Origin of the sequence: Amycolatopsis sp. cg5 (assembly GCF_041346955.1) — a bacterium.
GTDB lineage: Bacteria > Actinomycetota > Actinomycetes > Mycobacteriales > Pseudonocardiaceae > Amycolatopsis.
In genome coordinates, this window is sequence record NZ_CP166849.1 from 4,563,284 (window position 1) to 4,588,524 (window position 25,241).

The window sequence follows — 25,241 nt, forward strand, 5'->3', positions numbered from 1 at the left end:
CTTCAGTCTTGGGAAAGCCGCTGGTAGCGGCGGTCGTGGTAGATCAGCGGTTCGCCGGGGCAAGTGCGCACGGACAGCACCTCGGCCATCAGCACGCTGTGGTCACCGGCGTCGACGGTCTCGCGGAGCCGGCATTCGACGCTCGCGAGCGCGTCGGGGTGCACCGGCGTGCCTTCCGGGCCGGGCACGAACCCGGTTCCGGTGAACCGGTCGGCGCCCGGCGTCGAGAACAGTCCGGCCAGTTCGTGCTGGTCGGCCGTGAGAACGTTGACCGTCAGGTGCTCGCAGTTCGCGAACACCGGGTACGAGCCGGATGACTTCGACTGGCAGACCAGCAGCATCGGCGGCCGCATCGAGACGGACGTGACCGAGGTGGCCGCGAACCCGCGCGGCGCGCCGTCGGCGTCGACGGCCGTCACCACGCAGACGCCGCCGGCGAGTGCCGCCATGGCCTCCTTGAACTCCTCCATCAGGCACCTCCCCGCACCAGCGCGGGCGTGAGCCATTCGCCGCTGGGGGAGCCGAAGACGCCGTCGCCCGCGTAGACGGTCTCGCCGCGCCGCACGGTCCGCTCGACGCGTCCGGTGAACAGCCAGCCCGCGTACGCCGTCCAGCCGCATTTGGCCTGGACATCGGTGAGCGACCAGTTCGCCTCGGGATCGAACAGCACCAGGTCCGCGTCGAGACCGGGCGCGATCCGTCCCTTGCGATGGTCGAGGCCGAACAGCCGCGCGGGCTCCGACGCCAGCAGCCGGATGACGATCCGCAGCAGCGAGGTGTCCGAAGCCGTCGGCAGCCGGCGCCGCAGCCCGGTGAACAGTCCGGGCAACAGCTCCTGCACGCCTGGCAGACCCGGTGGGGCGTCCGGCGGCGGCTGGACCTTGTCGCTGAACGGATGCGGCGCGTGGTCACTGCCCACAGTGGACACTTCGCCGTTGATCACCGCTTCCCACAGGCGATCCTGGTCCGCCTGCTCGCGGATCGCCGGGCTCAGCCGGATCCGCGAGCCGTACCGCCGCGTGTCGTCGGTGGTGAACGACAGGTGGTGCCCGGTCACCTCCCAGGTCACCGGCAGCCCGGCCGCACCGGCCGCGGTCAGCAGATCCGCCTCCTCGCGGCTGGACACGTGCAGCACGTGAATCGCCGTGCCATGCCGCCTGACCAGGTCGATCAGCTTCGCCACCGCGACGATCCCGCCGGTGCGCGGCCGGAACCGCTCGTAGTCGCGGTACTCCGGCGGCGAGCCCTGCCACTGGTCCAGCAGCTTGAACACGTCGTCGTCCTCCGCGTGGAACAGCAGCCGGAGGTCCTTCTCCCGCGCGATCTGGAACAACCGGTCCAGCCGCGCGGGGTCGCGCAGCACGTGCGGCGCGGTGTGATGCCCGGTCAGGAACGCCTTCGCCGACGTCGCCTCGGCGGGCGCGAAGTCGAGCAGCCGGTCGACCTGATCGGGGTCGACGCCCGCGTGGAACCGGTAGTCGACCAGGCTGGTGCCGCGCACTGCCGCGTCCTTGTCGCGCGCGTCGGCCGGGGTGAACGTCGCGGGCTTGGTGTTCGGCATGTCGATCACCGTGGTGATCCCGCCTGCCACGGCCGCGCGGGACGCGAACGCCCACTCTTCCTTCTCCGTCAGCCCCGGTGTGCGGAAGTGCACGTGGGAGTCGATCAGCCCCGGCAGCACATACCGGCCGGAAGCGTCGATCACCTCACGGCCCTGCGCGCCGCTGCCGGCCGGCAGGAGGTCGTCGATCACCCCGTCGCGCACGACGATGTCACGCACGTCGCCGGAGTCGGCCAGCCTGCCGCCCCGCACGACGAGGTCGTAGGTCACGCCGCCCATGGCATGCTCACCAACTCCCGGCTCAGGTCGTTCGTCGGGCCCATCAGCGCGACCGCGCGGGCGTCGCGCGCCATCCGGTTGATCGGGTTCGTCACGACGTAGCCCGCGCTGCCGAGCATCCGCGCGATCTCGGCGACGACCTCCTCGCACGCCTGCGACGCGTGGATCTTGCTGTGCAACGTCACGTCGCCCGGTTCGGACGCTTCCCCGCGTCCGGCCCGTTCGACCAACGCGCGTGCCGATTCGACGCGCGAGCGCAGGTCGACCAGCCGGTGCCTGACTGCTTGCAGGTCCAGCAGCGATTTGCGTTGCGCCGCTTGGAATCCGAGATCCCAGGCGGCCTCGGCGATAGCGACGGAGACCGCGCCGAGCGAGGCGCCCGTCCGTCGCACGCCCGCGATGATCGTGCTCGCGGTGTCCGTCGGCCCGAGCAGCGCGTCGACGCCGACCTGGCAGTCCTTGAGCTCCACGAACCCCGTCGCCGAGGCACGCATGCCGACCAGGTCCAGGCTCAGATCCGGCTCGATGCCCGGGTTCGTCGCCGGGATCAGGAAGAAGCTCTGCCCGCTCGACCCGTACGCCGAGTCGTCCTCGACCTGCGTCGTCTGCGCGAGCACCAGGTAGACGTCCGTGAGCCCGGCGCCGGTGGTGAACGCCTTGCCGCCGCTGATCGACCAGCCGTCCTCGCGCTCGTCCGCGATGGTCGCCAGGTTCTTCTTCGCCGCGCCCGCGCCGGACTCGCTCCACGCCGACGCCGCCAGCCACTCGCCGGTGGCCAGCTTCGGGAGCAGGTCCTCGCGCTGCGCCGGGCTGCCCCATTCGGCGATCCGGCTGCACACGGCCATGTGCTGGAACAGGATGATCGCCGTCGACGGATCGTGGTACGCGATCCGCGCGATGGTTCGGTTGACGGCCAGCCCGTCGCCGCCCGCACCGCCGTATTCCTTCGGCACGGTCAGCGCGGGCAACGCCGACGCGCGTACGGCGCGCAGCACTTCCGGTGACGGCTTTCCGGCTTGGTCGGCGGCCACGGCGTGCTCGGTGAGCACGTCGATCAGCTCGTCCTCGCCGATGGTCAGCTTGAGAGCAGGCATGTGTCCTCCTTGCGGACGTGGGGCCGGAGCGAATCGATGGTCACCTCGCCGCTGAACGCGACCGCCTTGTGCGGCACGCTGACCCACGACAGCCTGCTGTCGCGGTCATGGCCGGACACGGCGGCGGCGGACGTGGTGATGCCGCCCTTGGTGCGGATCTCCAGCGGGCCGTCGCACTGCTCGCCTGCCAGCTGGTACGGGATGGTGCCGCGGATCTGCCTGGCCGCGCCGAGGCAGACGGCGCCGGTGAGCGCCAGCGTCGGATGCCACGACGGCACCGAGACCGCGCGGACGGCGAGCTTGTCGTCCCCGTCCGGGATGACGGCCGCGACCTTGGGGAACGCGCCGTCGACCGGCCAGCCGTACTGCGCGGCCGCCGACCGCCGGATCGCGGTCATCGTGTCGAACAGCTCGGCGTTGTCGGCGAACAGCTCGTCCTTGGTGTCGACGCCGAGGTCGTGCCCGGAGATGAACAGGTACGGGTTGCCGACCGAGACGGCACTGACCCGGATCGTGCCGCCGGAGTACGGCAGGTCCGTGGTGGTCTCGCCGAACGGCAGCAGTTCCTCGAGCGCGACCGACGGGTGATTGAGGAAGTGCGCGGTGAACGTGGTCTTGTCACGCACGCACTCGTCGACCTCGCAGACCACGTGGTCGTCGGTGTTGAGCACGCGGACCCGGACGCGGTGCTCCGGCGCCAGCTTGCCGATCCAGCCGAGCCTGCTGGCGACGACGACGGACGACAGCACGGAATGCCCGCAGCTGCCCCGGAAGTCGAACCGCGGCGGGTCGCCGGGCAGCACCTGGACGAACCGATAGTCCAAATCGAACAGTGGGTGCTCGGACTGGCCGATCAGCGCGATCTTGGTGATCCGGTCGAGGCCTTGGTCCTTGAGCCAGCGCAGCGCGTCGGTGAGCGCGCAGCCGAGATCGCCTTCGTTTTCGGGCAGGCGCTCGGCGGTGAGCACCAGGGTGGAGCTCGGCGCGCCTTGCGCGTGTGCGATGTGGGCGAGCATCAGGCCGCCCTCCTTTCCCCCTGACAGGTGATCTGCCGAGTCCAGATCCGGTGGATCAGCAGTGACCAGATGGCGAGCGCGGACTCGTCGTTCGGGTTCGCCATCTGGGTCTTGATGAGCCCTTCGACGGCTTGCGCGTCGAGCCTGCCGTCGTGGCCGCTCGCGAGCATGTCCCGTGCGTAGCCGAGCAGCGGCTGCCCGTCGGCGAGCATCGCCGTGATCGGCAAGGTGAACGGCTGCTTCGGACGGTTGAGCACGGAGTCCGGCACCAGGCCGCGCGCCGCGGCGTACAGCGTGCGCTTGACCTCGTCGCCGCGCACCCGCAGGTCCGTCGGCAGGCCGCGCGCGAGATCGGTGACCGAGGTCTGGCAGAACGGCAGCCGCACCTCGACCGAGTGCGCCATGCTCAGGTGGTCGACGCGGCGCAGGTGATACGCGGGCAGCCGCTGGTCCACTTCGAACTCGGTGATCGCCGCGAGCCGGTCGCTCGACGACGCCCGCAGCTGCCCGACGATCCGGTCGAACTCGGATCCGTTGTCGCGCAGGTAATCCCGATAGTCCTCTGTGTACAGAGCGTTCCGCGTCGCGGACGGGATCGCGGCCAGCGCGTCGACGTAGTTCCGGTCCCACTGGTCGCCGTCGGTGAGCGCTTTCTTGATCCTTCCGTACCCGCCGAAGATCTCGTCGGCGGCGTCACCGGACAGCGTGACCTTGAACCCGGCTTCGCTGACGCCCTGGAAGAGCAGGTAGGTGCTCAGCGTGATCGGGTCGGCGTTCGGCTGGCCGAGATGCCAGACGACCTCGTCCATCAGCTTCGGGAACTCGGCCGGATCGGCCTCGATCTGGTGATACCGCGCGCCGCTGAGCTGCGCGACCTCACGGGCGTACCGCTTCTCGTCGAACGGCCAGTCGCCGGTGTAGGCGATGTTGAACGCGTGGACGTGCGGCACCTTCTTGGCGAGCAGTGCGGTGACCAGGCTGGAGTCCAGCCCGCCGCTGGTGATCGTCGAGATCGGCACGTCGGCGAGCGCCAGACGGTGCGTCTCGGTGCGCAACGTGTCCTGCGCGCGCTGCCCTGCCGTCTCCAGATCCGTTGGCACCACGGGGAAATCACGCTTGGCGCGCCGGTCGATCCTGAGGCCGCCGTCCCTTGTGTACACCGCGGTGGCGGCGCGCGGCAGCACCTGGACCTGCTCGAACATGGTCTGCTCGCCGAACGGGGTCTTGGTGGTCAGATAGGCGTCCAGCCCGCTGAGCGACTCGTCCCAGCTCAGGCCAGGCACGCTGAGCAGCGCGGGTAGCTCGGAGGAGAAGTAGAGCTGCCGTTCGTGGCGGTCCCAGTGGTAGTAGAGCGGCTTCATCCCGGCTTCATCGGTGGCCAGCACGAGCTTGGGCTCGGCGCGCAGGTCGATGATCGCGACCGCGTACATGCCGTCGAGGTGCTCGACGAACTCGAGCCCGTAGTGGTGATAGAGCGCGGGCAACACGTTGCCGTCGCAGTGATCGTGGAAGACGTACCCCAGTGCGTGCAGCCGCTGCCGCAGCTCGTTGTGGTTGTAGAGCTCGCCGTTGAACACGACCTGGATGTCGCGGCCGAGCGGGTAAGGCTGCTCTCCGCCGTCGAGGTCCATGATCGCCAGCCGGTTGTTGCCGAGTGCCCAGTCGTCGCCGGCGGCGCTGAAGCGGGCGTCCGGCCCGCCGTGGCGCTGCAGCGCGGACACCGCTCGCAGATGATGGTGGGCGAGGTTGCCGCCCAGGTGTCCGTATATCCGGCACATGGTGACTACTTCACCTCCGCGGAAACGTTGGCGCGGGCATAGAGGACGGGGTCGAACGGCGTCGGGCCGCCGCAGGTGGCGAACCTGGCCGTGCTGTCGTCCGGATTCCTGGTGCCGTGCGGGACACCGGGCGCGGCGAACAGCACGTCGCCGGGACTGACGTCGTGCCAGCGGTCGATCAGGTACATCTGGCCGTCGCCCTCGAAGGCGATGAACGCCTCTTCGCTGTCCGGATGCTGATGGACGTTGAAGGTCTGGCCGGGGTCTTGGATTCCACAATGGAGACACAGCCGCGCGCTGCCGGATCCCGGCCAGAACAGGAAGTTCATCACCGCGGTGCGCTCGTCGGCTTGGACTTCACCGGTGCCGGCGAACCCGTGCAACTGAAACTGGTCGTTCCACAATTCGTTGTCCAGCCTGGGATCGCTGCCCGCCGGCTCGCCGCCTTCGAGCCTGGTCCGCCAGACGTACGCGGTGAGCCCGTCCGGCCCGGCTTCGAGTTCGAGCGTCTTGCCGGTGGGGGAGTGCAGCGCGGAACCGCGGCTGACCTGGGTGCGGTGCGCGGTGACGTCACCGTGGCCGGAGCCGTCGAAGATGACCGCGACGTTCTCTTCCTCCAGCGCCCAGCCGAGCCGCCACGTCTTTCCCGGCGCGACTTCGACGACCAGCAGGGTGACCTTGTGCGCGCCCAGCATCGGGCCGACGGGTTCGGCCACCCGGCCCCAGTCGAAAGGTGAAAAGACGAAATCCGCGGTACGGATGATCGTCCCTTGGATTTGTTCGGTAAGCATCCCGGATCCCATCGGTTTCGGGGTCATTTGATGATCGAGTAGCAATACCTCTAATGGGTGATTTTCTTGCTCTCGAATTTCACCGTACTGAGTGACGCGAAGAAGTGCAAAGCGAGGGCGCTGGTCCGTATGAGTGATACTTATGTCGGCTAAACGAGGTCAAGTTACTTTGTCGCATAAGAAAAGGGTCGTGAGTGTTGCCGACGGCTAGAACCGTTGGCAACACTCACGACCCGGCGTGAAACGGACGCGCAACTTCTATTCGGGAATTGCGACCAAAGCCACATCGATGACCTGCTCGAGTGCCGAGAGGTCGGTGCTGACCGCGCTCATGATCCGCAGTCCTTGAATCATGGTGACCAGAAAGTTCGCCAATGTCGGAACGTCGGTCTCCACCGGCAATTCGCCCATGCTCCGCGCCATGTACAGCGTCGCGCTGAACGAGTCCTGCAACGCGCCGATGGCGTCGCGGACGATGCGGTTCGTCGCCTCGTCATGTGGAACCCGCTCGGTGATCGCCATGACTAGTAGGCAGCCTGGGCGCCCCGGTACCTCGAGTGAGCTGTTGAGCCTGCCGAGTAGCAGGTCCCGCATCACCTTGCGGATCGGCTCGCGCCGCATGAGCGCGCGCCGCGTCGCGTCCGTGGTCTGCAGGACGTAGCGCTGCAGCGCGAGTTCGTACAGCCCGTGCTTGCTGCCGAAGGCCGCGTAGAGCGAGCCGCGGCCGAGTCCGGTCGCCTCGGCGAGGTCCTGGATCGAGGTGCCCTCGTAGCCGTGCGTCCAGAAGACCTCCATGGCCTTCTGGACGACCTCGTCGGTGTCGAACTCGCGGACGCGGGACATGACTCCAGGCTAGCTCTGGTGTAACGAGCGGTCAAGATAAGCGCAGGCTTCGTGTATCTGACGACCTAAAAACCGGCCGGTCACCTGCGGTGATGAGCGTTTCGGGTGCGGCTATGTTTACCGATCGTTCCAGAACTGCTACGGTGATTTCAGGCCGACGCGGTGGTGCGCTCCGGCCGGGAGTGAGCCGCGCGGCCCTCGAAACAGGAGGTGCGCGCATGAGCAAGGTGCAACGCCGGTCGTCGATCTCCGACGAGCTGGCCTGGAAGATCGTCCACGCGGCCCATGAGGCGGCGCTGGGCTCCGACAAGCGGTTCGCCATCTCGGTGGTGGACGAGAGCGGGAACCTCAAGGCGTTCCTGCGCCAGGACGGCGCGAAGCTCAACGCCGTGCAGGTGTCGCAGGACAAGGCCTACACCGCGGCTTCGTCGGCGATGCCGACCGAGAAGTGGTCCGAGATCCTCAAGTCCGACGAGGTGCTCGCGGCAGGCGCGCCCACCGGCGTCGCACGCCTGGTCAGCATGGGCGGCGGGCTGCCGGTCGTGGTGGACGGCGAGGTCGTCGGCGCGGTCGGGGTCTCCGGCGCCCACTGGACGGACGACGTGAAGATCGCCGAAGCGGGCCTGACGGCGGTCTCCTGACACAGGGAGAGAATTCGATGCCCATCGCATTGTTCGTGCTGGGGCTGACCGTGTTCAGCCTCGGCACGACCGAGTTCATGATCGCCGGGCTGCTCCCGGAGCTGTCGACGGCGTTCGGCGTCTCCCTGCCGCAGACCGGCATGCTGATCTCGCTGTTCGCGCTCGGCGTCGTCGTCGGCGCGCCGCTGATCACCGCGGCGACCACGCGCATTCCGCGCAAAGCCGCGCTGATCGGCCTGCTCGGCGTGTTCATCGTCGGTGAGGTGATCGCCGCGGCCGCGCCCTCCTACGGGGTGCTGATGGCCGCGCGGGTGGTCACCGCCGTCGCGCACGGGTCGTTCTTCGGTATCGGCGCGGTCGTCGCCGCGAACCTGGTGGAGCCTGCCAAACGCGCACGCGCCATCTCGGTGATGTTCGGCGGACTCACGATCGCGACCATCGCAGGCGTGCCGCTGGGCACCTTCGTCGGCCAGCATTTCGGCTGGCGCGCGACGTTCCTCGCGGTCGCGATCCTCGGTGTCATCGACCTGATCGGCGTGATCGCGCTGGTGCCGCACCAGCCGAGGGCGGGCCACATCGGCGTCCGCCAGGAGCTGGCCGCCTTCCGCAACAAGAAGGTCTGGCTCGCGCTGGCCACCACGATGCTGAGCCAGGCGGCGCTGTACACCGCGTACACCTACATTTCGCCGCTGCTCACCGACGTCTCCGGCTTCTCGGCCGGGCTGGTGCCGCCGCTGCTGGCACTGTTCGGTGTCGGGACGTTCCTCGGCAGCGTCCTCGGCGGGCGTCTCGCGGACCGATCGCTGATGGGGACGCTGTGCGCAGGCCTGCTCGTGCTGGCCGTGATGCTCGGCGCGTTCTCGCTGGCGGCGCACAGCAAGCCCGCGATGATCGTGACCCTGTTCCTGTTCGGCGTCGGCAGTTTCCTGATCAACCCCGCGCTGCAGACCAGGGTGATGAACGAGACCGAAGGCGCGCCGACGCTGGCGAGCACGAGCAACATCTCGGCGTTCAACATCGGCAACGCGCTCGGCCCGTGGCTCGGTGGCCTCGGCATCAGCGCCGGCGCCGGTTTCCTGTCGCCGAGCTGGATCGGCGCCGGCCTGGCGGTCGCATCACTGGCCGTCGCGCTGGTGGCCGTCGGCGCGGACCGAGCGAGCAAAGAGGAGGTGACGATCGATGCCCGTCGTGAACGTGAACTGGTGGAAAGGCGCGGGTGAGCCCGAACGCCGTCAGCTGGTCTCGGAGCTGACCGAGACCGTGTCCAGGCTGGCGAAGTGCCCGCCGGAAGCGGTGACCGTGCTCATCAGCGACGTCGAAAAGGACCATTGGGGTATCGGCGGCAAGCTCGCCGCCGACCTCTGACGATCGGCCGACCGTGGGCGTGGGGGTCGTGAGTGATGCGGCCGGTTCTAACCGGTCTGAACACTCACGACCCCCAGCTTTCGAGGAGGTGTTCCATGATCAGCGTTGAACCCGGGGATCCGCGCTACGATGGGCTGACGTCCGGGCTGAACCAGCGGTATGCCGCCAAGCCCGCGCGTGTCGAACTCGTGCGCTCCACCGAGGACGTGGTCGAGGCGGTCCAGCGGGCCGTTTCCGGTGGCCAGCGGCTTTCCGTGCGCAGTGGCGGGCACTGCTTCGAGGACTTCGTGTTCAACCCGGACGTCGAGGTCGTCGTCGACCTTTCGGCCATGACCGGGGTCTATTTCGACACCGCGCGCGACGCGTACGTGGTCGAGGCGGGCGCGCGGCTGGCGGACGTCTACGAGGAGTTGTACCGAGGCTGGGGCGTGACGGTCCCTGGCGGGATCTGCTACTCGGTGGGCGCCGGCGGGCATTTCACGGGCGGCGGCTATGGGTTGCTGTCGCGCACGCACGGGCTGACCGTCGACCATCTGCACGTGGTCGAAGTCGTGGTCGTCGACGCCGACGGGACGGCGAGCGCGGTGCTGGCCGACAGGGGTTCGGACCTGTGGTGGGCGCACACCGGGGGCGGCGGCGGGAACTTCGGCGTGGTCACGCGGTTCTTCTTCCGGCCACTCGTGCGGCCGCCGTCGGAGGTGCTGCTCAGCTCGCTGTCGGTGCCTTGGTCGCGTTTGGACGAAGCCGGTTTCACCAGGCTGCTGGACGGTTACGGCCGATGGCACGCCGAGAGCGAGTCCGGGCTGTCGAGCCTGCTGACGCTCAATCACGTATGCAACGGAAGCGTCGGCCTGGTCACGCAGATCGACGCCGACGAACCGGACGCGGCCGAGGTGCTGGACGAGTACCTGCGCACGCTGCTCGGCGACTTCGAGCCGCCTCGGCGCCTGCCGTGGTTGCAGGCGACGCGTTATCTCGGCACCAGTTCGCCGGTGCTCAACGACCCGACGCTGCGGGGCGAGCACAAGTCGGCGTATGTGCGGGCGCCGCTGCCGCCCGAGCAGATCTCGCTCGCCTACCGGGAGCTGACCAGGCCTGATGTGACGAACCCGAACGCCATGCTCGTTGCGTTCTCCTACGGCGGAGCCATCGGTGACGTGGCATCCGACGCGACCGCGGTCGCGCAGCGGGACAGCATCTTCAAGCTGCTCTACCAGTCGTTCTGGTCCACTGAGGACGAAGACGCCGCGAACATCGGCTGGGTGCGGGACTTCTTCCGCTCGATGTACGCGTCCACCGGCGGTGTGCCGGTGCCGGACTCCGGCACCGACGGCTGTTACGTCAACTACCCGGACGCCGATCTGTCCTCGTCGGACTGGAACACGTCCGGAGTGCCGTGGCATACGTTGTACTACAAGGACAACTACCCGCGCCTGCAGGCGATCAAGGCGCGCTGGGATCCGTTGAACGTGTTCCGGCACGCCCAGTCGATTCAAGCGGCCGGGCCGAACCACTGCTCGAGCGCGGACTCCGGATCCGGACCCGCCCACGCGACGTAACCGTCCGGGCGGAGCAGGACGGCGGGCTGGCCGAGGTCGTGCGCGACGACGTCGACGCGGTCCTTCCAGCCGGTGACCGCGTCGCACGTCTCGCCGGTGCACAGCAGCACCGGCCTGCCGGAATGCAGCAGTTCGCTGACCGTGCTGGCGCCGATCGGGAAGTTCGGCAGGAAGCTGCCGACGAGGCCGCGCGGCGTGTAGCGGACGTTCTGCGCGGTGATCAGGTCGCTGAGGTGCGAGTTCGGCTCGTCGAAGCTCAGCAGGTCGGCGACGAGGTCGCGCAGCGGGTCGAATTCGGGGCCGGGGCGCATCAACGCGGCCTGCGCGCGGGTGTTGGCGATGACCTTCGCGGCGACCGGGCGTCGTTCGGCGTGGTAGGTGTCGAGCAGGTGCTCCGGGGCGCCCTTGAGGACCATCGCGAGCTTCCAGCCGAGGTTGAACGCGTCCTGTAAGCCCAGGTTGAGGCCTTGCCCGCCGAGTGGCGCGTGCACATGGGCGGCGTCACCGGCAAGGAAGACGTTGCCCTTGCGGTAGGTGTCGGCGAGCCGGGTGAAATCGCTGAACCGGCCGAGGAAGGTCGGCTGGTCCATCGGGACGTCGTGACCGACGATTCTGGACGTGGCCTGGTGGAGGTCGTCGAGGGTGACCTCGGCGCCGCGCTCGGGCAGCGGGTCGGTGAACTCATGGGTGAGGATTCGGCTGGGCCCCATCGGATTGACGTTGATCAGCGTCGAGCCGGTGGGCCCGTGCGTCCAGCCGCCGGGGCAGCGCGCGGGCTCGCCGAGCGTGGCGAGCCCGAGGATGCCGGCGAACGTGGCCGGTGTGCAGGTGCTTTCGATGCCTGCCAGCTTGCGCACGGTGCTGCGCGCGCCGTCCGTCCCGACGATGTAGTCGGCGGTGATGGTCTTGTCCTGGTCGGTGGTGACCGTCGTGCCGTCGAGGCCGATCACCTTGTGTCCGCGCAGGATCTCGGCGCCGTTCGCGCGTGCGCGTGCCTCGAAGAAGCGTTCGATGTCGGCCTGGGACTGGCCGACCATGGGTGGGCCTTCGATCGCGGGCGTCTCCAGTGTGAGGATCGACCGGCCCGCGAAGTGGAACGGCACTTCGAGTATCTCGTCGGGCGCGTCCGACGGCTGGGGAAGGTAGCCGCGACGCAACATCGACTGCACGGTCCTGGCGTGCAGAGTGCCCGCGCGTGGTTCGTCGTGCGTTTCGGTGAGCGTCTCGACCACCGTGGTTTCGATGCCCTGTAAGCCCAGTTCCGCGGCCAGCAGCATCCCGACCGGCCCGCCACCGACGATGAGCACCTGCGTCACGTCCGACCCCTCCTCAAGATCTGTACTTCCAGGGGTGCCCGAAATGCCGACGGGGTATTCACGCGACGACTAGCGTGGTGTGAGCGACACGAAAGACATCTCAGGTGGTTGGAAGTCAAGCCGCGGTTGTGAGTGGAGGTGGAAAGGCCTGATGTTCGTCGTAGAGGCAGCCTGTTTGCAGGCAGTGGTGGAGCTGTCCGAGGAATTTGTTGAACAGGTGTCGTTGGGCTTGGTGGTTCCAGTCTCCGGCGGCGCGGCGGGTGTCGAAGTGGCGTCGTGCTCCGGGGCTGGCTTTGAGGGAGCTGAGTGCCCAGATCGGTCCTACCGCGGCCAGGCGCCGGTTTTTGATGTGGCGGTGCTGGATCACTTTCTTGCGGCCGCTGGCGCGGGTGATCGGTGCCGATCCGGCGTAGGCCTTGAGGCCGCGGGGGTCGGTGAAGCGTGCGCGGTCGTCTCCGATCTCGGCGAGCACCGGGGGCGCGGCCAGCAGCCCGAGACCGGGGAAGCTGGTGATGATCTCGGCGTCCGGGTGCTGTTCAAAATGGGTCCGTGTCGCCTCCGCCAAGCTGTCGGCGGCCACGCAAGCGGCCTCGAATTGGTTCAGCAGAGCCGAAAACTGGATACCCATCGCGTTCTCCACCACCGGAGGCAGCCGCAGCCGATCTGCCCGGAACACGCCATAGAGCCGGTCCACGTCATGATCGATGTTGCGGCGGCGTCCGGCTTTGGTCAGCAGCGTCCGCAGCCTGGCGCGGGTCAGTCTCGCCGCGAGCGTGGGTGTGGGTGCGGCGGCCAGGACTGTGCGGGCGTCACGGCGCGCCAAGCCGCCGTCGGGCTGTCCGGCGAACGCGTCGAGCGCGGCCGGGTAGAATTCCTTGAGCAGCGAGCGGATCTGATTGCCCAGCTGCTGACGGCCCCAGACCGCGTCCTGCTGTGCTCGCGCCAGCACCCGCACCGCCTGCGCGAGGTCGGTGTCGGTAGCAGCGGCCGGTGCGCGTCGGCGTCGGTGCGCACGATGTTGGCGAGCATCACCGCGTCCGCGGCGTCGGATTTCGCGCCCGACACCTGGTGCCGGGCTCGGTAACGCGACGCCGAGAGCGGGTTGATCGCGTAGATGGTGCGCCCGGTCGCACGCAGCGCGGCGACGAGCAGGCCGTGGTCGGTCTCGATGCCGACCGGGATCGAGGTCCCGGCGGTGTCCCCGGCCTCGGCGAACAGGTCCAGCAGACGAGCGAACCCGGCCGCGTCGTCGCCGATCCGCCCTTTCGCCACCACGGTTCCGGTGTCGTCGATGATCGCGACATCGTGGTGGGTCTCAGCCCAATCGATGCCACAGAACAATGTCAAGTTGCCACGTCTCCTTCACTATTTCTGCTGCTCACGGGTCCAGGCAGGGTCACGCGGCGCCCTAATCGCGGGACTCGGCGGTCCGTCATCTCAGTAGCCGTTCGTGACTCCAGCACACCGCGGGAACCTCGTTCTGCCGAAGAGCTCGAAGCTCGGGAACACATCAATGAGGTCACCTCCCGCGACGGACTCGAGCAACGACATCTCACCACCACGAACACCAGCCCACCGGCAGACGCGCCGTTCTTTCGTAAGCCGTCGAACGACTGGAGCAACACGGGCGTCGCCCACCGGCGGACCAGCACCAACCAACCCAACAGCCGCGCCTGTCTTTCTGAAGACGTCACACGTCTGGACCTACCGGGCGTCAGCTATCGGCTGGAAAACCAATCCCTACAAAACGATTAGGAGCAACATCGTGAATGTCGCGGAAGTGCTTTCCGACGGTTTCGGCCGAGTCCGTGAGGTGGCGCGCGGCGCCGTCGCGGACCTGGACGTCGACCAGCTGACCTGGCGCGTCGACGGCTCGGGCAACTCGATCGCGTGGCTGATCTGGCACCTGACCCGGATCCAGGACGACCACCTGGCCGACGCCGGCGGCTACGAGCAGCTGTGGACCGCGGAGGGCTGGAGTTCGCGGTTCGCGCTGCCGTTCGACGACAGCGCGACGGGTTACGGCCACACCTACGAGGAGGTCGGCCAGGTCCGCGCGGAGGGCTCGCTGCTGCTCGGCTACCTCGACGTGGTGCACGAGCGCACGCTCAAGTTCTTGTCCGGGCTCGCGGACGCCGATCTCGACCGGGTGGTCGACGAGTCGTGGGATCCGGCGGTGACGCTGGGCGTGCGCCTGGTGAGCGTGATTTCGGACGGCCTTCAGCACGCGGGCCAGGCGGCCTTCGTCAACGGCCTGCTGCCCTCGAGGAGTTCGTGATGAAGCAGTACCTGCTGGCCGTCCAGCTGGACGAGACCGTGCCGTTCGGGACCGAAGCGGAGGTCCAGGCCATGATGGCCAGGACCGGCAAGGTCACCGAGGAGATGAAGTCCGCAGGGGCGTGGGTGTTCGTCGGCGGCCTGGAGAACTCGGACGCCGCCACGGTCGTCCGCCCCGGCAACGGCACCACGACCATCACCGACGGCCCGTTCGCCGAGACCAAGGAACAGCTCGGCGGATTCTGGGTGATCAACGCCGAAGACCACGACCAGGCACTCGCCTGGGCCGCGAAGTGCGCGACCGCCTGCGGCCAGGCGATCGAGGTCCGCCCGTTCGACGACGGGACACGCAGGCGTTGATCGATCTCGACGGCGTTTACCGGGCCGAGTACGGCCGTTGCGTGGCCACCTTGACCCGCCTGCTCGGCGACATCGGGCTCGCGGAGGAGGCCGTGCAGGACGCGTTCGCGGTCGCCGTCCAGAAATGGGACGAGCTGCCCCCGAACCCCGGCGCGTGGATCGTCACCACCGCCCGCAACCGCGCGATCGACCGGTTGAGGCGCGAGTCGACCCGCGAAGCCCGGCACGCGCAAGCGTTGCTGCTGCAGCAGGCCGACGAGCCCGCGGAGATCGGTCCGGTGCGCGACGACCAGCTCCGCATGATCTTCACCTGCTGTCACCCGGCGCTGTCCCCGCTGGCGCAGACCGCGCTCACGTTGCGCCTGCTCGGTGGGCTGGAGGTCGCGGAGATCGCTCGCGCTTACCTGGTGCCGGAAGCGACCATTTCCCAGCGGATCGTCCGCGCCAAGAAGAAGATCCGCGATGCCGGCATCCCGTACCGCGTACCCGGGCAGGACGAGCTTCCCGAGCGGTTGGCGTCGGTGCTGACCGTGCTGTATCTCGTCTTCAACGAGGGCTACACGTCCACGTCGGGTGCTTTGGTGCGGACGGACTTGTCCGGTGAGGCGGTGCGGCTGGCCCGTGCGCTCGCCGAGCTGATGCCGGACGAGCCCGAGGTGATCGGGCTGCTGGCGCTGCTCCTGCTCACCGAGGCCCGACGGCCCGCGCGGGTCGGGCCGTCGGGGGAGCTGGTGGTGCTCGCGGAGCAGGACCGGTCGTTGTGGAACCGGGAGTTGATCGCGCAGGGACACGAGCTGGTGCGCGAGTGCCTGCGTCGTGGCACGCCGGGGCCGTATCAGCTGCAGGCCGCGATCAACGCCGTGCACACGGACGGGCCCGCGACCGACTGGCCGCAGGTGCTCGCGCTCTACGACCAGCTGCTCCGGCACAGCCCGTCGCCGATCGTGGCGCTCAACCGCGCGGTCGCCGTCGCGGAGGTGCACGGGCCCGCGCTCGCGCTGGCCACGATCGAGGACTTGGACCTGCCCGGATATCACCTGCTTCCGGCGACCCGGGCCGACCTGCTGTCCCGCCTGGGGCGGTCCGCGGACGCGGCCGCCGCCTACGACGAGGCGATCGCTCTGGTCACCAACGCGACCGAGCGGACCTTCCTTGAGGGGCGGCGCGCTCAGCTGACCTAGCGCTGGGGTCGTGAGTGGTACGGCCGGTTCTAACCGGCCGTACCACTCACGACCCGAGTCGTCGGGTTAGTCGGCGTGCTCGGGCGCGAAATAGTCCCGCATCAACGCGATCTTCCCGTCTCGCAGCCGGAAGATCTGCGCGAGTGACATGAACGTGGTCTCTCCATCCGTGTCGTAGGCCGTGTCGATCTCCGTGATGAACACGTCCGGATCCGACGTCACGTGCAACGTGTAGCTCGACTTGCTGATATCGACCTTGCGCTCGGGCCCCGCGGGCCGGGCGTAGTACTCGGCCAAACCGGCCCGGATCGCGTCCCGGCCGGAAAGGCGGCGCGGGAACGGGTGGCCGTCGGGCACGAGCGGCGCTTCGAGGACGCCGTCGGAGGTGAACATGTCGGCCAAGGCGGCGGCGTCGCGGGTCATGCCGCAGTAGACGTAGCGATCGAACAGTTTTTGTAGGTTCTCCACTCTTAATCGTCGCACGCCGCCGAGATCGGCGGCAACGGACCTTCGGGCAGTCCTGTGTGGACGCCCGCGCGCTGTCGTTGATTCGCTGCCGAAATCGTGACCACGAAACTTGGTCACCGCTGGTATCTGCGGACCCGGCCGACGCTCCTGCCCATACCACGAAAGCCCCACGAGAGGGAAGGCCAATGAGTGCTGTCGGTGATTGGACATTGCACTACAGCTGGGGGAACACGAACAACTTCGGGCAGACGCCGCTCAGCCTGAAGAGCAACGGGACGTTCACGGGTTCGCTGGCGGGGAAGTGGCGGCAGCAGGACGGGACGCTGCTGCTCAGCTTCGACACCGGCCCGGCGAAGTACGGCGGGACGGTCGACGCGAGTGTCGCTTCGGGGGCGATGTCGACGTTCGGCGGGCTCGCCGGAACCTGGTACATGCTCAAGCAGGGCGTGGTGGGCGCCACCGCCGAAGTGGTCGGCTCGGTCGACGCCGCAGGCAACAAGGCGTAATTCGAGAAAGGCGTAAGTCATGCACCGCCATTCGCTTCACTGCATCATTCCACCGCACATGCTCGAGCAGATCGCCGAGCGCGCGCCCGACGCCGAAACGCGCAACGCGGCGCTGCGCGCGTTGTCGGTCGACCACAGTGTGCGTGCCGTCCGGATGACCGAGCACTTCACCCGCCCTCGCACCACGCCGGCCACTCAATCGCTGACGCCGCACCTGCAGCGTTTCCTCTACTCGGCCGAGAACAAGCAGACGCTGCCGGGCAAACTCATCCGCGCCGAAGGCCAAGGCGCGAGCGGTGACGTCACGGTCGACGAGGCCTACGACGGGCTCGGCGCGACGTTCAAGCTCTACTGGGACATTTACCAGCGCAATTCCATCGACAACCTGGGCATGGACCTGAAAGGCACTGTCCACTTCGGAGTCAAGTACAACAATGCCTTCTGGAACGGCAGCCAGATGGTGTTCGGAGACGGCGACGGCGTCATCTTCAACCGCTTCACCATCGCCGTCGACGTGATGGGCCACGAGCTCACCCACGGCGTCACCGGCCATCAGGCTGGCCTGGTCTACCACGACCAGCCGGGTGCGCTGAACGAGTCGATGTCGGACGTGTTCGGCTCGCTCGTCAAGCAGTACGCGCTCAACCAGACCGCGGCGCAGGCCGACTGGCTGATCGGGAAGGGACTGCTCGCGGCCGGTATCAACGGCGTCGCGCTGCGGTCGATGAAGGCGCCGGGCACCGCGTACAACGACCCGAAGCTCGGCAAGGACCCGCAGCCGGACCACATGAGCAAGTACGTGAACACCACCTCCGACAACGGTGGCGTGCACATCAACTCCGGCATCCCGAACAAGGCGTTCTACCTGCTCGCCATCGCGCTCGGGAGCAACGCCTGGGACAAGGCCGGCCGGATCTGGTACACGACGCTGTGCGACCCTCGGCTGTCGTCGACCGCGCAGTTCCTCGACTTCGCGAACCTCACGGCCGCCAACGCGAGCATGCTCTACGGCGCCAACGAGGCGCAGGCCGTCATCGACGCCTGGGAACAGGTCGGCGTGCACGCCACCTTCGCGCTGCCGAAGATCTCCGGCAACTGGGTGCTGCACTTCAGCTGGGGCGCGACCGCGAACTACGCGCAGACCGCGCTTTCGTTCAACGGCAACGGAACCTTCACCGGTTCACTGTCGGGCAAGTGGCACCAGCAGGACGGGACCGTGCTCCTGAGCTTCGACACCGGGCCTGCCAAGTACGCGGGCACGGTCGACGGCAACATCGGCTCCGGCGCGATGTCGACCTTCGCCGGGCTGGACGGCGCCTGGTACCTGTCGAAGCAGGGCACGACCGGAATCGCCCAGACCGCGCTCCCCGCGGCCGAGCCGGGTTCGATCGACGCGGCGGGCAACGCCTTCACCGGCAGCGTCCCCGTGGAGCCGCAGGCGACGGAGACCACGGCCTAAAGTGAGGGGAACACAGGGAGGTGCTCGATGCGGATCACTTTCGAGTCCGACGGCGGCTTCGCCGTGTTCCCCGCGCTGCAACGGCCGATGACGATCGACACCGCCGACCTGCCGCCGGCGGCCGCCACCGAGCTGGAGAACCTCGTGCGGGTCGCACGGGAGCAACCCCGGCCGGTGAGCGTGTCGCCGACGGCTGGCGCGGACCAGATCACCCACCTGGTCACCGTCGAGGACGACGACGGCGCGCACAGCATGCGGCTCACCGAGCCGGTCATGGACGAACCCGTCCAGGTCTTGCTCGAACGGCTCAGCGAGCTGCGGCGTAACCAGGCCTGAGCCCGGCGGCCGCGGCGAGCCCGATGACCGCGGTCGCCGGGACCAGCAACGTGATCGGGATGAACTGGGCGAGCGCGCCCGCGACGGCGAAGCCGAGGCCTTGCCAGAACATCAGGCCCGCGGTCTGCAGCGCGAGCGCGCGAGACCGCAGGTGCTCGGGCGCCACGTCGAGCAGCAAGCGGTCCAGGCCGAGGTGGTGCGCGAAGCCGAGACCAGAGCAGAACAAGATCGCCAGCGTGGCGGCGAAACCGGGACGCAGCGCGTAACCGAGCATCGGGACGAAAACCAGCGCCACGAGCCACGCGATCCGGCTGACCTGCTGCCGGGCGTCGAGTCCCCACATGCCGATGAACTCGGCGAGGATGTTGCCCAGCGGCAGCACGGCCATCATGAGCCCGAGCTGCACGGTCGAGAATCCCTGCTCGTGGGCGTACGGGTTCGCGAGCGCCTCGGGGAAGAGCGCGAGCGACGGGACCACCCAGCCGAGCAGGAGCGTGCGGCGCAACGGCGGCACCGCCAGCACGTCACGCAGCCCGCCGAGCGAATCACGCACCAGCGACCCGGTCTTCGCGCGCGGCGGTCGCTCCTTGGTCGCGAACCGCAGCAGCGCCGCGGAGAGCACGAACGCGGCGGCTTCCATCAGCAGCGCGGTCGATGCCGTCACCGCGGCGAGCAGAAGATCGCCGAGCGCCAGCCCGGCCACCTGCGCGCCCTGTGACACCAGCCGGAACAGGCTCCGGCCAGGGATGTAGGCCGGGCCCGGCAGTATCTCCGGCAAGGTCGCCGAGCGAGCGCCGGAGAACACCGGGCCGACCAGTCCGATCCCGAAGACGAGCGCGAGCAGGGCCACCACCGGCATACCCGGTATCGCCATCGTCGCCGCGAGCGCGGCGGTGGTCAGATTGCACGACACGAGCAGCCGCCGCACCGGCACCCGGTCGACGAGCGCGCCGAACAGCGTGCCCGCGAACAGATGCGGGGTGAACGCCAGCGCGAACACGAGCGTGGTGAGCAGCGGCGAGCCGGTGCGCTGGAAGACCAGCACCGAGGTGGCGAACTGAGCGACGATCATGCCGAGCATCGAGAGCACGTGCGCGGCGAACACCGCGCGGAACTCGCCGATGGCCAGCGCGTCCCGGTACCGCGTCACAGCTCCCGCTTGACCGGCGCGCCGTTGCGCCACACGGCCGAGATGTCGCGCAGCGCGGTGATGTCGCGGGTCGGATCGCCGTTGACGAGCACCAGGTCCGCGCGCAGGCCGCGGGCGATGCGGCCACGGTCCCGGAAGCCGTCGTGCGCGGCCGGGGTCGAGGTCGCGGCGGCGAGCGCCTGCACCGGGGTCAGCCCGGCGCGGACGAGGAGTTCCAGCTCGACGAGCAGGCTGACGCCGTGCGCGATACCGGGGATGCCCGAGTCGGTGCCCGCGGTGATCGGGACGCCTGCCGCGTGCAGTTTCGCGACGTTGCGCGAGGCCGTCTCCAACACGCCCGGCCGCTCGAAACCCCAAGGGGCGTCGAGGAAACCGCGCTGCTTGGCCGACAAGAGCGGCGCTACGCGGGGATCGGTGATCACGGACTTGGTGGCCGGATTCCGGAGCGAGCCGAGCGCACTCCAGAGCGTCAAGGTCGGCGTGACGAAGACGCCGCTGCGCACCGCGAGGCGGACGACGTCGTCGGCGATCTCGGCGTCGCTGAACAGGTGCACGAGGCCGGTGATGCCGGCGGCCAGCGCGGTGCGGGCCATGTCCTGCCTGGTCGCGTGCGCGACGCTGGGCATGTCATGGCGCTTGGCGGCGGCGATCAGCCCGCGCACCTGTGCCTCCGAGAGGACCGGGAGGCGCGCGCCGGTGATGAGGTGGACGTCCTCCAGCGCGAGTTTGAGGTGGTCGGAGCCTTCGGCGTGGCGCGCGGCGACGAACGCGGCGGGATCGGTGCCGGGCTCCATGAGCGGGAACTCGATGCCGCTGTCGGTGCCCCAGCCGCCGGGCACGGTCGCCCACCAGCCCGCCGTCCACAGGTCCGAAAGCGGCGTCGGCGCGTAGGAGCGACGTTGGCGGCGGATCGGGCCGTGCGCCCCCGGGTCACTGACCATGTCGAGCTCGGTGGTGACGCCGAAGCGCGGCGCGTCGGTGCGGTCGGGGTTCGTGTGATGGACGTGGCCGTCGATGAGCCCCGGCAGCAGGGTCTTGCCGCGGCCGTCGTGCACGGGCAGGCCACGCGGAGGCGCACCCTCGTGCACCGCGATGATGTGTCCGCCGTCGACGACGACCGTGCCGCATTCGATCACGCGACGGCCGTCGAAGATCCGCGCGCAGACAATGGCGAACGGCCCGGACGGCGCGGCTTCGGCAGTGCCCGCCATCGCCGCGAATGGCAGCGCGAGGCCTGCGGCCAGCACACTGCGCCGCGCGATGTTTCCGTGGGAAAGACACATAAGTACCCCCGAGATCCCCGTCAAGACTCGACCAGAGTAGGGCAAACGGGCGTGGTTCCGACCCGCCATCCGGGCAGCGAATTGGGCACATCGGAAGATCGGCGCCGCGCGCGCGAACTGGCAGGATTTGGTTTCCCACCAAGTAAATCTGGAGGCGCGATGTCCGTGACGGACCGGGTTCCGACTCATCCGGGTGCCACTTACTTCGGCAGCGGGCCGTATCCGGAGCACCGGGCACGGATCACCGTGCTGTCGGTGCTGGCCGGATTGGCGCTCACCATCGTCTGGTCGGCGCCCTTTGTGGACTCCGTGATCGGCGACAGTGTGGCGAATGGACTACTCGGCCATGACGCCAAAGGCACGCCGATCGAAGGTGCGTTGGCAGGAACCATCTTCGCCTTCGTGTCCGGGTTGGCCGGTTCGTTCACCGCGTGCAACATCGCCGCTTTCGGCGCGGTGGCGCCACTTGTCGGCACGGAAACGTCGAGCCGTCCCCGTTTTCTCACCACGCTGAAACCGCTCGGCTGGATCGCCGCCGGCATGCTCACCGTCTCGGTGGTGTACGGGGTGATCGTCGCTTTGGTGGGCACCCGGATGCCGCAGTTCTCGACCGCGAAGACGACCGGGCTGTCGCCGCGCAGCATCCAGTCGATGGTCGCGTTCGGCATCATCGGGCTGGTGTTCATCGTGCTCGGGCTGGTCTCGCTCGGGGTGATCCGCAACCCGATCGGCGGGCTCACACGCCGTTTTCCCGCGACGCCGCACGTGCTGATGGGCGCGCTGATCGGCGGCTTCCTGATCGGCCGTCCCTACCCGCTGTTCCGGATGATGTTCCGCGACGCCGCCGAAAGCCACAACGTCTTCTACGGCGCCGGCGCGTTCGCGCTGCAGTCGCTCGGCAACATCGTGATCATGGCGGTGCTGTTCCTGCTGCTCGCGCACGGCACCGGCGGCCGGGTGCAGCGCTGGCTCGGCGCGAAACCGACCAGGGTCGCCGCGGTCACCGGCGCCGCACTGCTGCTGGCGGGCACATTCACGTTGCTCTACTGGGATGTGCGGGTACTCGGGCGTACTGGAATGATCTGGTTCCCCACAGTCAACTGGTAGGAGTCCACCTTGCTTCGGATCGGTGTCCTCGGCGCCGCACGGATCGCGCCTGCCGCACTGCTGCGCCCCGCCAGGGCATCGGCCGAAGTGGAGGTCGCCGCCGTCGCCGCGCGTGATCCCGGACGCGCCCGCGCGTACGCCGCCAAACACGGCATCCCGAAGGTGTACGGCGACTACGAGTCGATGCTCGCCGACCCGTCGATCGACGCGGTGTACAACCCACTGCCGAACGGCCTGCACGGCCGCTGGACACTCGCCGCACTCGCGGCAGGCAAACACGTGCTGTGCGAAAAGCCGTTCACCGCCAACGCTTCCGAGGCCCGCAAGGTCGCCGAGGCGGCCCGCGCGAGCGGCTTGGTCGTGATGGAGGCGTTCCACTACCGCTACCACCCGCTGTTCCGGCGGGCGGTAGCGGTAGTGCGCAGCGGCGAGCTCGGCCCGATCCGCCGCATCGAGACGGCACTCTGCTTCCCGCTGCCGAAGTTTTCGGACATTCGGTACAACTTCGACCTCGCGGGCGGCGCGCTGATGGACGCGGGCTGCTACGCCGTCCACATGGCCCGCTCGCTCGGCGATTCGGAACCCTCGGTGGTGTCGGCTTCGGCGAAACTGCAAGGCCCGGCGGTCGACCGCGCGATGAGCGCCGAGCTGCGCTTCGACGCGGGCTACACGGCGGGTGTGCAGTGCTCGATGTGGTCGTCGACGGTGCTTCGGATCTCCGCGAAGGTGATCGGGGAGTCGGGGGAGATGCGGGTGTTCAACCCGCTGGCCCCGCAGTTCACCCACCGGCTGACCGTCCGCGTCCGCGACCACAAGCGGGTCGAGCACTTCGACCGCCGCGCCAGCTACGACTACCAGCTCGACGCCTTCGCGGCCGCCGTGCTGCGCGGCGAGCCCGTGCTCACGACGCTGGACGACTCGATCGCCAACATGACCGTGATCGACGGCATCTACCGGGCCGCGGGCCTCCCGCTCCGCGAACCCACCGCCTGACTTGGTCGTGAGTGTTCCGGACGGTTGTTGAGCGGAAACCCAAAGGTGGCGTGTCGGTCGCTGTCGCGGGCTCGCCGGGCACTAGGTCAGGGAGTGAGGGGACCCCTCGGTGCGTATGTCGCACCGAGGGGTCCCCTCACTTCACACCCGCGGGCGAGAGGAAACCTTCCCCTCAAATAACCGCCCGCAACGCTCACGACCCCTTTCTTACCCGAATGGGTGTAACGCCGGTCTCGCCCGGACGGGGTATTTCCCGTTTCCGAGTGGGTTGATCGGGTGAAAGGGCATAAGAATCGGTTCATGCGTGCACGCCGGTTCGCCTCGATTTCCGCCGGAGCCGCCGCGGCGGTATGTGTGGCGGCCCTGGTCGTCACTGGTGGCGCGGTCGCCGCCCCATTGCCGGGCGGATTGGGACCGTGCGCCGGAGACGCCTGTCCCGGTAAGTATCCGCCGGTGAACAATGGCGGCTATCCAGGCCGGGACAACGCCGTCAACGTTTATGTCGGCGGCGATTTCCAGGTGCGTGGCGCGGCGGCGGAAGCCGAAGGCCGCGTTGTCGTGCTCGGCGATTTCGACATGGCGAAACGACAGGGCGTTTCCGCCGTCTACAACGTCGGGATCGCGGGAGTCGGCTCGCGGGTGCCACCGCCCGACGGCGCGGATTTCCTGACCACGGGCGGGAACGTGAGCATCGCCCAGGACCAGCGGCTGCTCGCCGACGGCGGCGTCGTCCGGCACGCGGGCACCATCACCGGGACGATCTCTGGAAAGGTCGAGAAAGACGCCGACGCGGCGAAACCGTATGCGAAACTGCGCGACGATCTGCATGTCGCGAGCCAGTGCTACGCGCGTGACACCGCCGGACCACGGCCTGCCACCGGTACCGCGCGCAACGACGGATATCGGACCCTGTTCACCGGGGACGGGAAGTCCGCGTTGCAGGTGTTCACCGTGGACTTCGACCTCACCGCCGCCAACGGTGGCATGCAGGGCATCGAATTCGAGGGAATTCCGGCCGGCGCGACAGTTCTCGTGAACCTGGTCGGGGCGGCCAGGACGATCAACACGTTCACCGGTGATCCCGGCGACGCCGATCCGGTGAACAAACTGCGGGAACGTCTCCTGTGGAACTTCCCGGACGCCACCAAGGTGAAGATCGCCGGTGGCGCCCAGTTCCAGGGCAGCGTGCTGGTCGGCGATCCGGGCAGCACGACCACGGTCACCGCGTCCGGCATGAACGGCCGCTTCTTCACCACAGGCACACTGGTGCACGCCTCGGAGGAGACCGGAGGCGGCGGGCAGGAGTTCCACGCCTACCCGTTCACCGGCGATCTCCCCGAATGCGGCGGCGAACCGACGCCCACGTCCTCTTCCCCGACGTCGTCCACCTCGACCTCGACCACCACCTCGTCTTCGTCCAGCTCGACGAGCCCGACCACCACCACGACGAAGACCACCAGCTCGACCACGCCATCGAGCAGCACCACCACGACCAGCAAGAGCACCTCGACGACGACCACCACATCGTCCAGCACCACTACATCGAGCAGCACAACGTCGAGCAGCAAGCCTTCCAGCAGTACGTCGCCGAGCAGCAGTACCGCCACCTCGAGCAGCGAGCCATCCAGCAGCACCACCTCGAGCACGACTCCAGGCCCGGGTGTGACCACGGTGACCACACCCGGCCAGCCTGGACCGACCACCCCAGGCCCGACCACCGGCCCGCTCGCCTCGACCGGCACCGAGGTCCGCGGCCTGCTGACCGGTGGCCTCTTCCTGCTGCTCTTCGGCGGCGCCCTGGTCACGCTCGCCCGCTTGGCAAGGCGCCGCGACGGCAGCTAGCCGGGATAAAGCGGGCTTTACTCCGCGCGATAAAGC

The 25,241-nt window shown here is 68.5% G+C and carries 24 protein-coding genes and 1 pseudogene; 13 read left to right on the top strand and 12 right to left on the bottom strand.

The features are described 5' to 3' along the window. Window positions 1–2 precede the first annotated feature (2 nt). The 7 genes from AB5J62_RS20450 to AB5J62_RS20480 form a co-directional block, all read right to left on the bottom strand. Window positions 3–470, bottom strand: a complete 468-nt coding sequence (locus AB5J62_RS20450; protein ID WP_370949896.1) for a flavin reductase family protein — start codon at window positions 468–470, stop codon at window positions 3–5. Then, the gene (locus AB5J62_RS20455) at window positions 470–1,840 is read right to left on the bottom strand and encodes a dihydroorotase family protein (RefSeq protein WP_370949897.1); all 1,371 of its coding nucleotides are present in this window, start codon (window positions 1,838–1,840) and stop codon (window positions 470–472) included. The genes AB5J62_RS20450 and AB5J62_RS20455 overlap by 1 nt, the downstream gene beginning before the upstream one ends. Continuing rightward, window positions 1,828–2,934: an acyl-CoA dehydrogenase family protein gene (locus AB5J62_RS20460; protein ID WP_370949898.1), complete on the bottom strand. Its 1,107-nt coding sequence runs from the start codon at window positions 2,932–2,934 to the stop codon at window positions 1,828–1,830. The genes AB5J62_RS20455 and AB5J62_RS20460 overlap by 13 nt, the downstream gene beginning before the upstream one ends. Beyond that, the gene (locus AB5J62_RS20465; RefSeq protein ID WP_370949899.1) at window positions 2,916–3,950 is read right to left on the bottom strand and encodes a PrpF domain-containing protein; all 1,035 of its coding nucleotides are present in this window, start codon (window positions 3,948–3,950) and stop codon (window positions 2,916–2,918) included. Before AB5J62_RS20465 ends, AB5J62_RS20460 begins: the two co-directional genes overlap by 19 nt. Beyond that, window positions 3,950–5,728, bottom strand: a complete 1,779-nt coding sequence (asnB, locus tag AB5J62_RS20470) for an asparagine synthase (glutamine-hydrolyzing) (protein ID WP_370949900.1) — start codon at window positions 5,726–5,728, stop codon at window positions 3,950–3,952. The genes AB5J62_RS20465 and asnB overlap by 1 nt, the downstream gene beginning before the upstream one ends. Before the next feature lie 5 nt (window positions 5,729–5,733). Then, window positions 5,734–6,519, bottom strand: a complete 786-nt coding sequence (locus AB5J62_RS20475) for a cupin domain-containing protein (RefSeq protein ID WP_370949901.1) — start codon at window positions 6,517–6,519, stop codon at window positions 5,734–5,736. 258 nt (window positions 6,520–6,777) lie between these two features. Further along, window positions 6,778–7,362, bottom strand: a complete 585-nt coding sequence (locus tag AB5J62_RS20480) for a TetR/AcrR family transcriptional regulator (protein WP_370949902.1) — start codon at window positions 7,360–7,362, stop codon at window positions 6,778–6,780. Window positions 7,363–7,580: 218 nt separating this feature from the next. Between AB5J62_RS20480 and AB5J62_RS20485 the strand changes: the two genes are divergently transcribed. The 4 genes from AB5J62_RS20485 (at window position 7,581) to AB5J62_RS20500 (ending at window position 10,927) form a co-directional block, all read left to right on the top strand. Further along, window positions 7,581–8,003 (top strand): heme-binding protein, encoded by a 423-nt coding sequence (locus AB5J62_RS20485; protein ID WP_370949903.1) that lies wholly within the window; start codon window positions 7,581–7,583, stop codon window positions 8,001–8,003. Window positions 8,004–8,020: 17 nt separating this feature from the next. Continuing rightward, window positions 8,021–9,223, top strand: coding sequence for a Cmx/CmrA family chloramphenicol efflux MFS transporter (locus AB5J62_RS20490; RefSeq protein WP_370949904.1), 1,203 nt, complete (start codon window positions 8,021–8,023; stop codon window positions 9,221–9,223). After that, a complete protein-coding gene (locus tag AB5J62_RS20495; protein WP_091287885.1) occupies window positions 9,183–9,368 on the top strand; it encodes a 4-oxalocrotonate tautomerase family protein in 186 nt (61 codons plus the stop codon). Before AB5J62_RS20490 ends, AB5J62_RS20495 begins: the two co-directional genes overlap by 41 nt. 95 nt (window positions 9,369–9,463) lie before the next feature. Continuing rightward, the gene (locus tag AB5J62_RS20500) at window positions 9,464–10,927 is read left to right on the top strand and encodes an FAD-binding protein (protein WP_370949905.1); all 1,464 of its coding nucleotides are present in this window, start codon (window positions 9,464–9,466) and stop codon (window positions 10,925–10,927) included. On the opposite strand, the gene AB5J62_RS20505 is transcribed toward AB5J62_RS20500, so the two are convergent. Further along, entirely contained in the window at window positions 10,861–12,243 is a 1,383-nt protein-coding gene (locus AB5J62_RS20505) for an FAD-dependent monooxygenase (protein WP_370949906.1), read from the bottom strand. The two genes, AB5J62_RS20500 and AB5J62_RS20505, sit on opposite strands and share 67 nt — an antisense overlap. A 115-nt stretch (window positions 12,244–12,358) precedes the next feature. Next, a pseudogene (locus tag AB5J62_RS20510) lies at window positions 12,359–13,590 on the bottom strand (IS110 family transposase). Between the two features lie 418 nt (window positions 13,591–14,008). Here AB5J62_RS20510 and AB5J62_RS20515 point away from each other — a divergent pair. From AB5J62_RS20515 to AB5J62_RS20525, 3 genes are read left to right on the top strand one after another with little or no spacing between them, the layout of a single operon-like run. Beyond that, a complete protein-coding gene (locus AB5J62_RS20515) occupies window positions 14,009–14,521 on the top strand; it encodes a DinB family protein (protein ID WP_370949907.1) in 513 nt (170 codons plus the stop codon). Then, window positions 14,521–14,880, top strand: a complete 360-nt coding sequence (locus AB5J62_RS20520) for a YciI family protein (protein WP_370949908.1) — start codon at window positions 14,521–14,523, stop codon at window positions 14,878–14,880. The genes AB5J62_RS20515 and AB5J62_RS20520 overlap by 1 nt, the downstream gene beginning before the upstream one ends. Next, window positions 14,880–16,061 (top strand): RNA polymerase sigma factor, encoded by a 1,182-nt coding sequence (locus AB5J62_RS20525; RefSeq protein WP_370950304.1) that lies wholly within the window; start codon window positions 14,880–14,882, stop codon window positions 16,059–16,061. Before AB5J62_RS20520 ends, AB5J62_RS20525 begins: the two co-directional genes overlap by 1 nt. 66 nt (window positions 16,062–16,127) lie before the next feature. Here AB5J62_RS20525 and AB5J62_RS20530 read toward each other — a convergent pair whose 3' ends face one another. Further along, entirely contained in the window at window positions 16,128–16,529 is a 402-nt protein-coding gene (locus tag AB5J62_RS20530; RefSeq protein ID WP_370949909.1) for a nuclear transport factor 2 family protein, read from the bottom strand. 185 nt (window positions 16,530–16,714) lie between these two features. Between AB5J62_RS20530 and AB5J62_RS20535 the strand changes: the two genes are divergently transcribed. The 3 genes from AB5J62_RS20535 to AB5J62_RS20545 are packed head-to-tail and all read left to right on the top strand — an operon-like array spanning window position 16,715 to window position 18,830. After that, window positions 16,715–17,035: a hypothetical protein gene (locus AB5J62_RS20535; protein WP_370949910.1), complete on the top strand. Its 321-nt coding sequence runs from the start codon at window positions 16,715–16,717 to the stop codon at window positions 17,033–17,035. Between the two features lie 58 nt (window positions 17,036–17,093). Further along, window positions 17,094–18,494: a M4 family metallopeptidase gene (locus AB5J62_RS20540; protein WP_370949911.1), complete on the top strand. Its 1,401-nt coding sequence runs from the start codon at window positions 17,094–17,096 to the stop codon at window positions 18,492–18,494. A 27-nt stretch (window positions 18,495–18,521) separates the two neighbouring features. Beyond that, window positions 18,522–18,830 (top strand): protealysin inhibitor emfourin, encoded by a 309-nt coding sequence (locus AB5J62_RS20545; protein ID WP_370949912.1) that lies wholly within the window; start codon window positions 18,522–18,524, stop codon window positions 18,828–18,830. Here the strand turns inward: AB5J62_RS20545 and AB5J62_RS20550 are convergent. Both AB5J62_RS20550 and AB5J62_RS20555 read right to left on the bottom strand, forming a co-directional pair. Beyond that, a complete protein-coding gene (locus AB5J62_RS20550) occupies window positions 18,802–19,980 on the bottom strand; it encodes an MFS transporter (protein ID WP_370949913.1) in 1,179 nt (392 codons plus the stop codon). The genes AB5J62_RS20545 and AB5J62_RS20550 overlap by 29 nt on opposite strands. Continuing rightward, window positions 19,977–21,263 carry an amidohydrolase family protein gene (locus AB5J62_RS20555; RefSeq protein WP_370949914.1) on the bottom strand — a complete coding sequence of 429 codons (1,287 nt, stop codon included), beginning with the start codon at window positions 21,261–21,263 and terminating at the stop codon, window positions 19,977–19,979. The genes AB5J62_RS20550 and AB5J62_RS20555 overlap by 4 nt, the downstream gene beginning before the upstream one ends. 159 nt (window positions 21,264–21,422) lie before the next feature. Here AB5J62_RS20555 and AB5J62_RS20560 point away from each other — a divergent pair, with 159 nt between their 5' ends. The 3 genes from AB5J62_RS20560 (at window position 21,423) to AB5J62_RS20570 (ending at window position 25,205) form a co-directional block, all read left to right on the top strand. Then, the gene (locus AB5J62_RS20560) at window positions 21,423–22,370 is read left to right on the top strand and encodes a hypothetical protein (protein ID WP_370949915.1); all 948 of its coding nucleotides are present in this window, start codon (window positions 21,423–21,425) and stop codon (window positions 22,368–22,370) included. Window positions 22,371–22,379: 9 nt separating this feature from the next. Beyond that, window positions 22,380–23,363 carry a Gfo/Idh/MocA family protein gene (locus AB5J62_RS20565; protein ID WP_370949916.1) on the top strand — a complete coding sequence of 328 codons (984 nt, stop codon included), beginning with the start codon at window positions 22,380–22,382 and terminating at the stop codon, window positions 23,361–23,363. 300 nt (window positions 23,364–23,663) lie between these two features. Beyond that, window positions 23,664–25,205, top strand: a complete 1,542-nt coding sequence (locus AB5J62_RS20570) for a choice-of-anchor A family protein (RefSeq protein ID WP_370949917.1) — start codon at window positions 23,664–23,666, stop codon at window positions 25,203–25,205. Window positions 25,206–25,241 lie beyond the last annotated feature (36 nt).

Excerpts from the sequence above, each read along its gene's own strand:
- AB5J62_RS20545 (WP_370949912.1), top strand. The coding sequence starts at position 18,522 with ATGCGGATCACTTTCGAGTCCGACGGCGGCTTCGCCGTGTTCCCCGCG.
- AB5J62_RS20465 (WP_370949899.1), bottom strand. The coding sequence starts at position 3,950 with ATGCTCGCCCACATCGCACACGCGCAAGGCGCGCCGAGCTCCACCCTG.
- asnB (WP_370949900.1), bottom strand. The coding sequence starts at position 5,728 with ATGTGCCGGATATACGGACACCTGGGCGGCAACCTCGCCCACCATCAT.
- AB5J62_RS20535 (WP_370949910.1), top strand. The coding sequence starts at position 16,715 with ATGAGTGCTGTCGGTGATTGGACATTGCACTACAGCTGGGGGAACACG.
- AB5J62_RS20450 (WP_370949896.1), bottom strand. The coding sequence starts at position 470 with ATGGAGGAGTTCAAGGAGGCCATGGCGGCACTCGCCGGCGGCGTCTGC.
- AB5J62_RS20495 (WP_091287885.1), top strand. The coding sequence starts at position 9,183 with ATGCCCGTCGTGAACGTGAACTGGTGGAAAGGCGCGGGTGAGCCCGAA.
- AB5J62_RS20540 (WP_370949911.1), top strand. The coding sequence starts at position 17,094 with ATGCTCGAGCAGATCGCCGAGCGCGCGCCCGACGCCGAAACGCGCAAC.
- AB5J62_RS20480 (WP_370949902.1), bottom strand. The coding sequence starts at position 7,362 with ATGTCCCGCGTCCGCGAGTTCGACACCGACGAGGTCGTCCAGAAGGCC.
- AB5J62_RS20490 (WP_370949904.1), top strand. The coding sequence starts at position 8,021 with ATGCCCATCGCATTGTTCGTGCTGGGGCTGACCGTGTTCAGCCTCGGC.
- AB5J62_RS20455 (WP_370949897.1), bottom strand. The coding sequence starts at position 1,840 with ATGGGCGGCGTGACCTACGACCTCGTCGTGCGGGGCGGCAGGCTGGCC.
- AB5J62_RS20520 (WP_370949908.1), top strand. The coding sequence starts at position 14,521 with ATGAAGCAGTACCTGCTGGCCGTCCAGCTGGACGAGACCGTGCCGTTC.
- AB5J62_RS20555 (WP_370949914.1), bottom strand. The coding sequence starts at position 21,263 with ATGTGTCTTTCCCACGGAAACATCGCGCGGCGCAGTGTGCTGGCCGCA.
- AB5J62_RS20475 (WP_370949901.1), bottom strand. The coding sequence starts at position 6,519 with ATGCTTACCGAACAAATCCAAGGGACGATCATCCGTACCGCGGATTTC.
- AB5J62_RS20485 (WP_370949903.1), top strand. The coding sequence starts at position 7,581 with ATGAGCAAGGTGCAACGCCGGTCGTCGATCTCCGACGAGCTGGCCTGG.
- AB5J62_RS20500 (WP_370949905.1), top strand. The coding sequence starts at position 9,464 with ATGATCAGCGTTGAACCCGGGGATCCGCGCTACGATGGGCTGACGTCC.
- AB5J62_RS20460 (WP_370949898.1), bottom strand. The coding sequence starts at position 2,934 with ATGCCTGCTCTCAAGCTGACCATCGGCGAGGACGAGCTGATCGACGTG.
- AB5J62_RS20570 (WP_370949917.1), top strand. The coding sequence starts at position 23,664 with ATGCGTGCACGCCGGTTCGCCTCGATTTCCGCCGGAGCCGCCGCGGCG.
- AB5J62_RS20560 (WP_370949915.1), top strand. The coding sequence starts at position 21,423 with ATGTCCGTGACGGACCGGGTTCCGACTCATCCGGGTGCCACTTACTTC.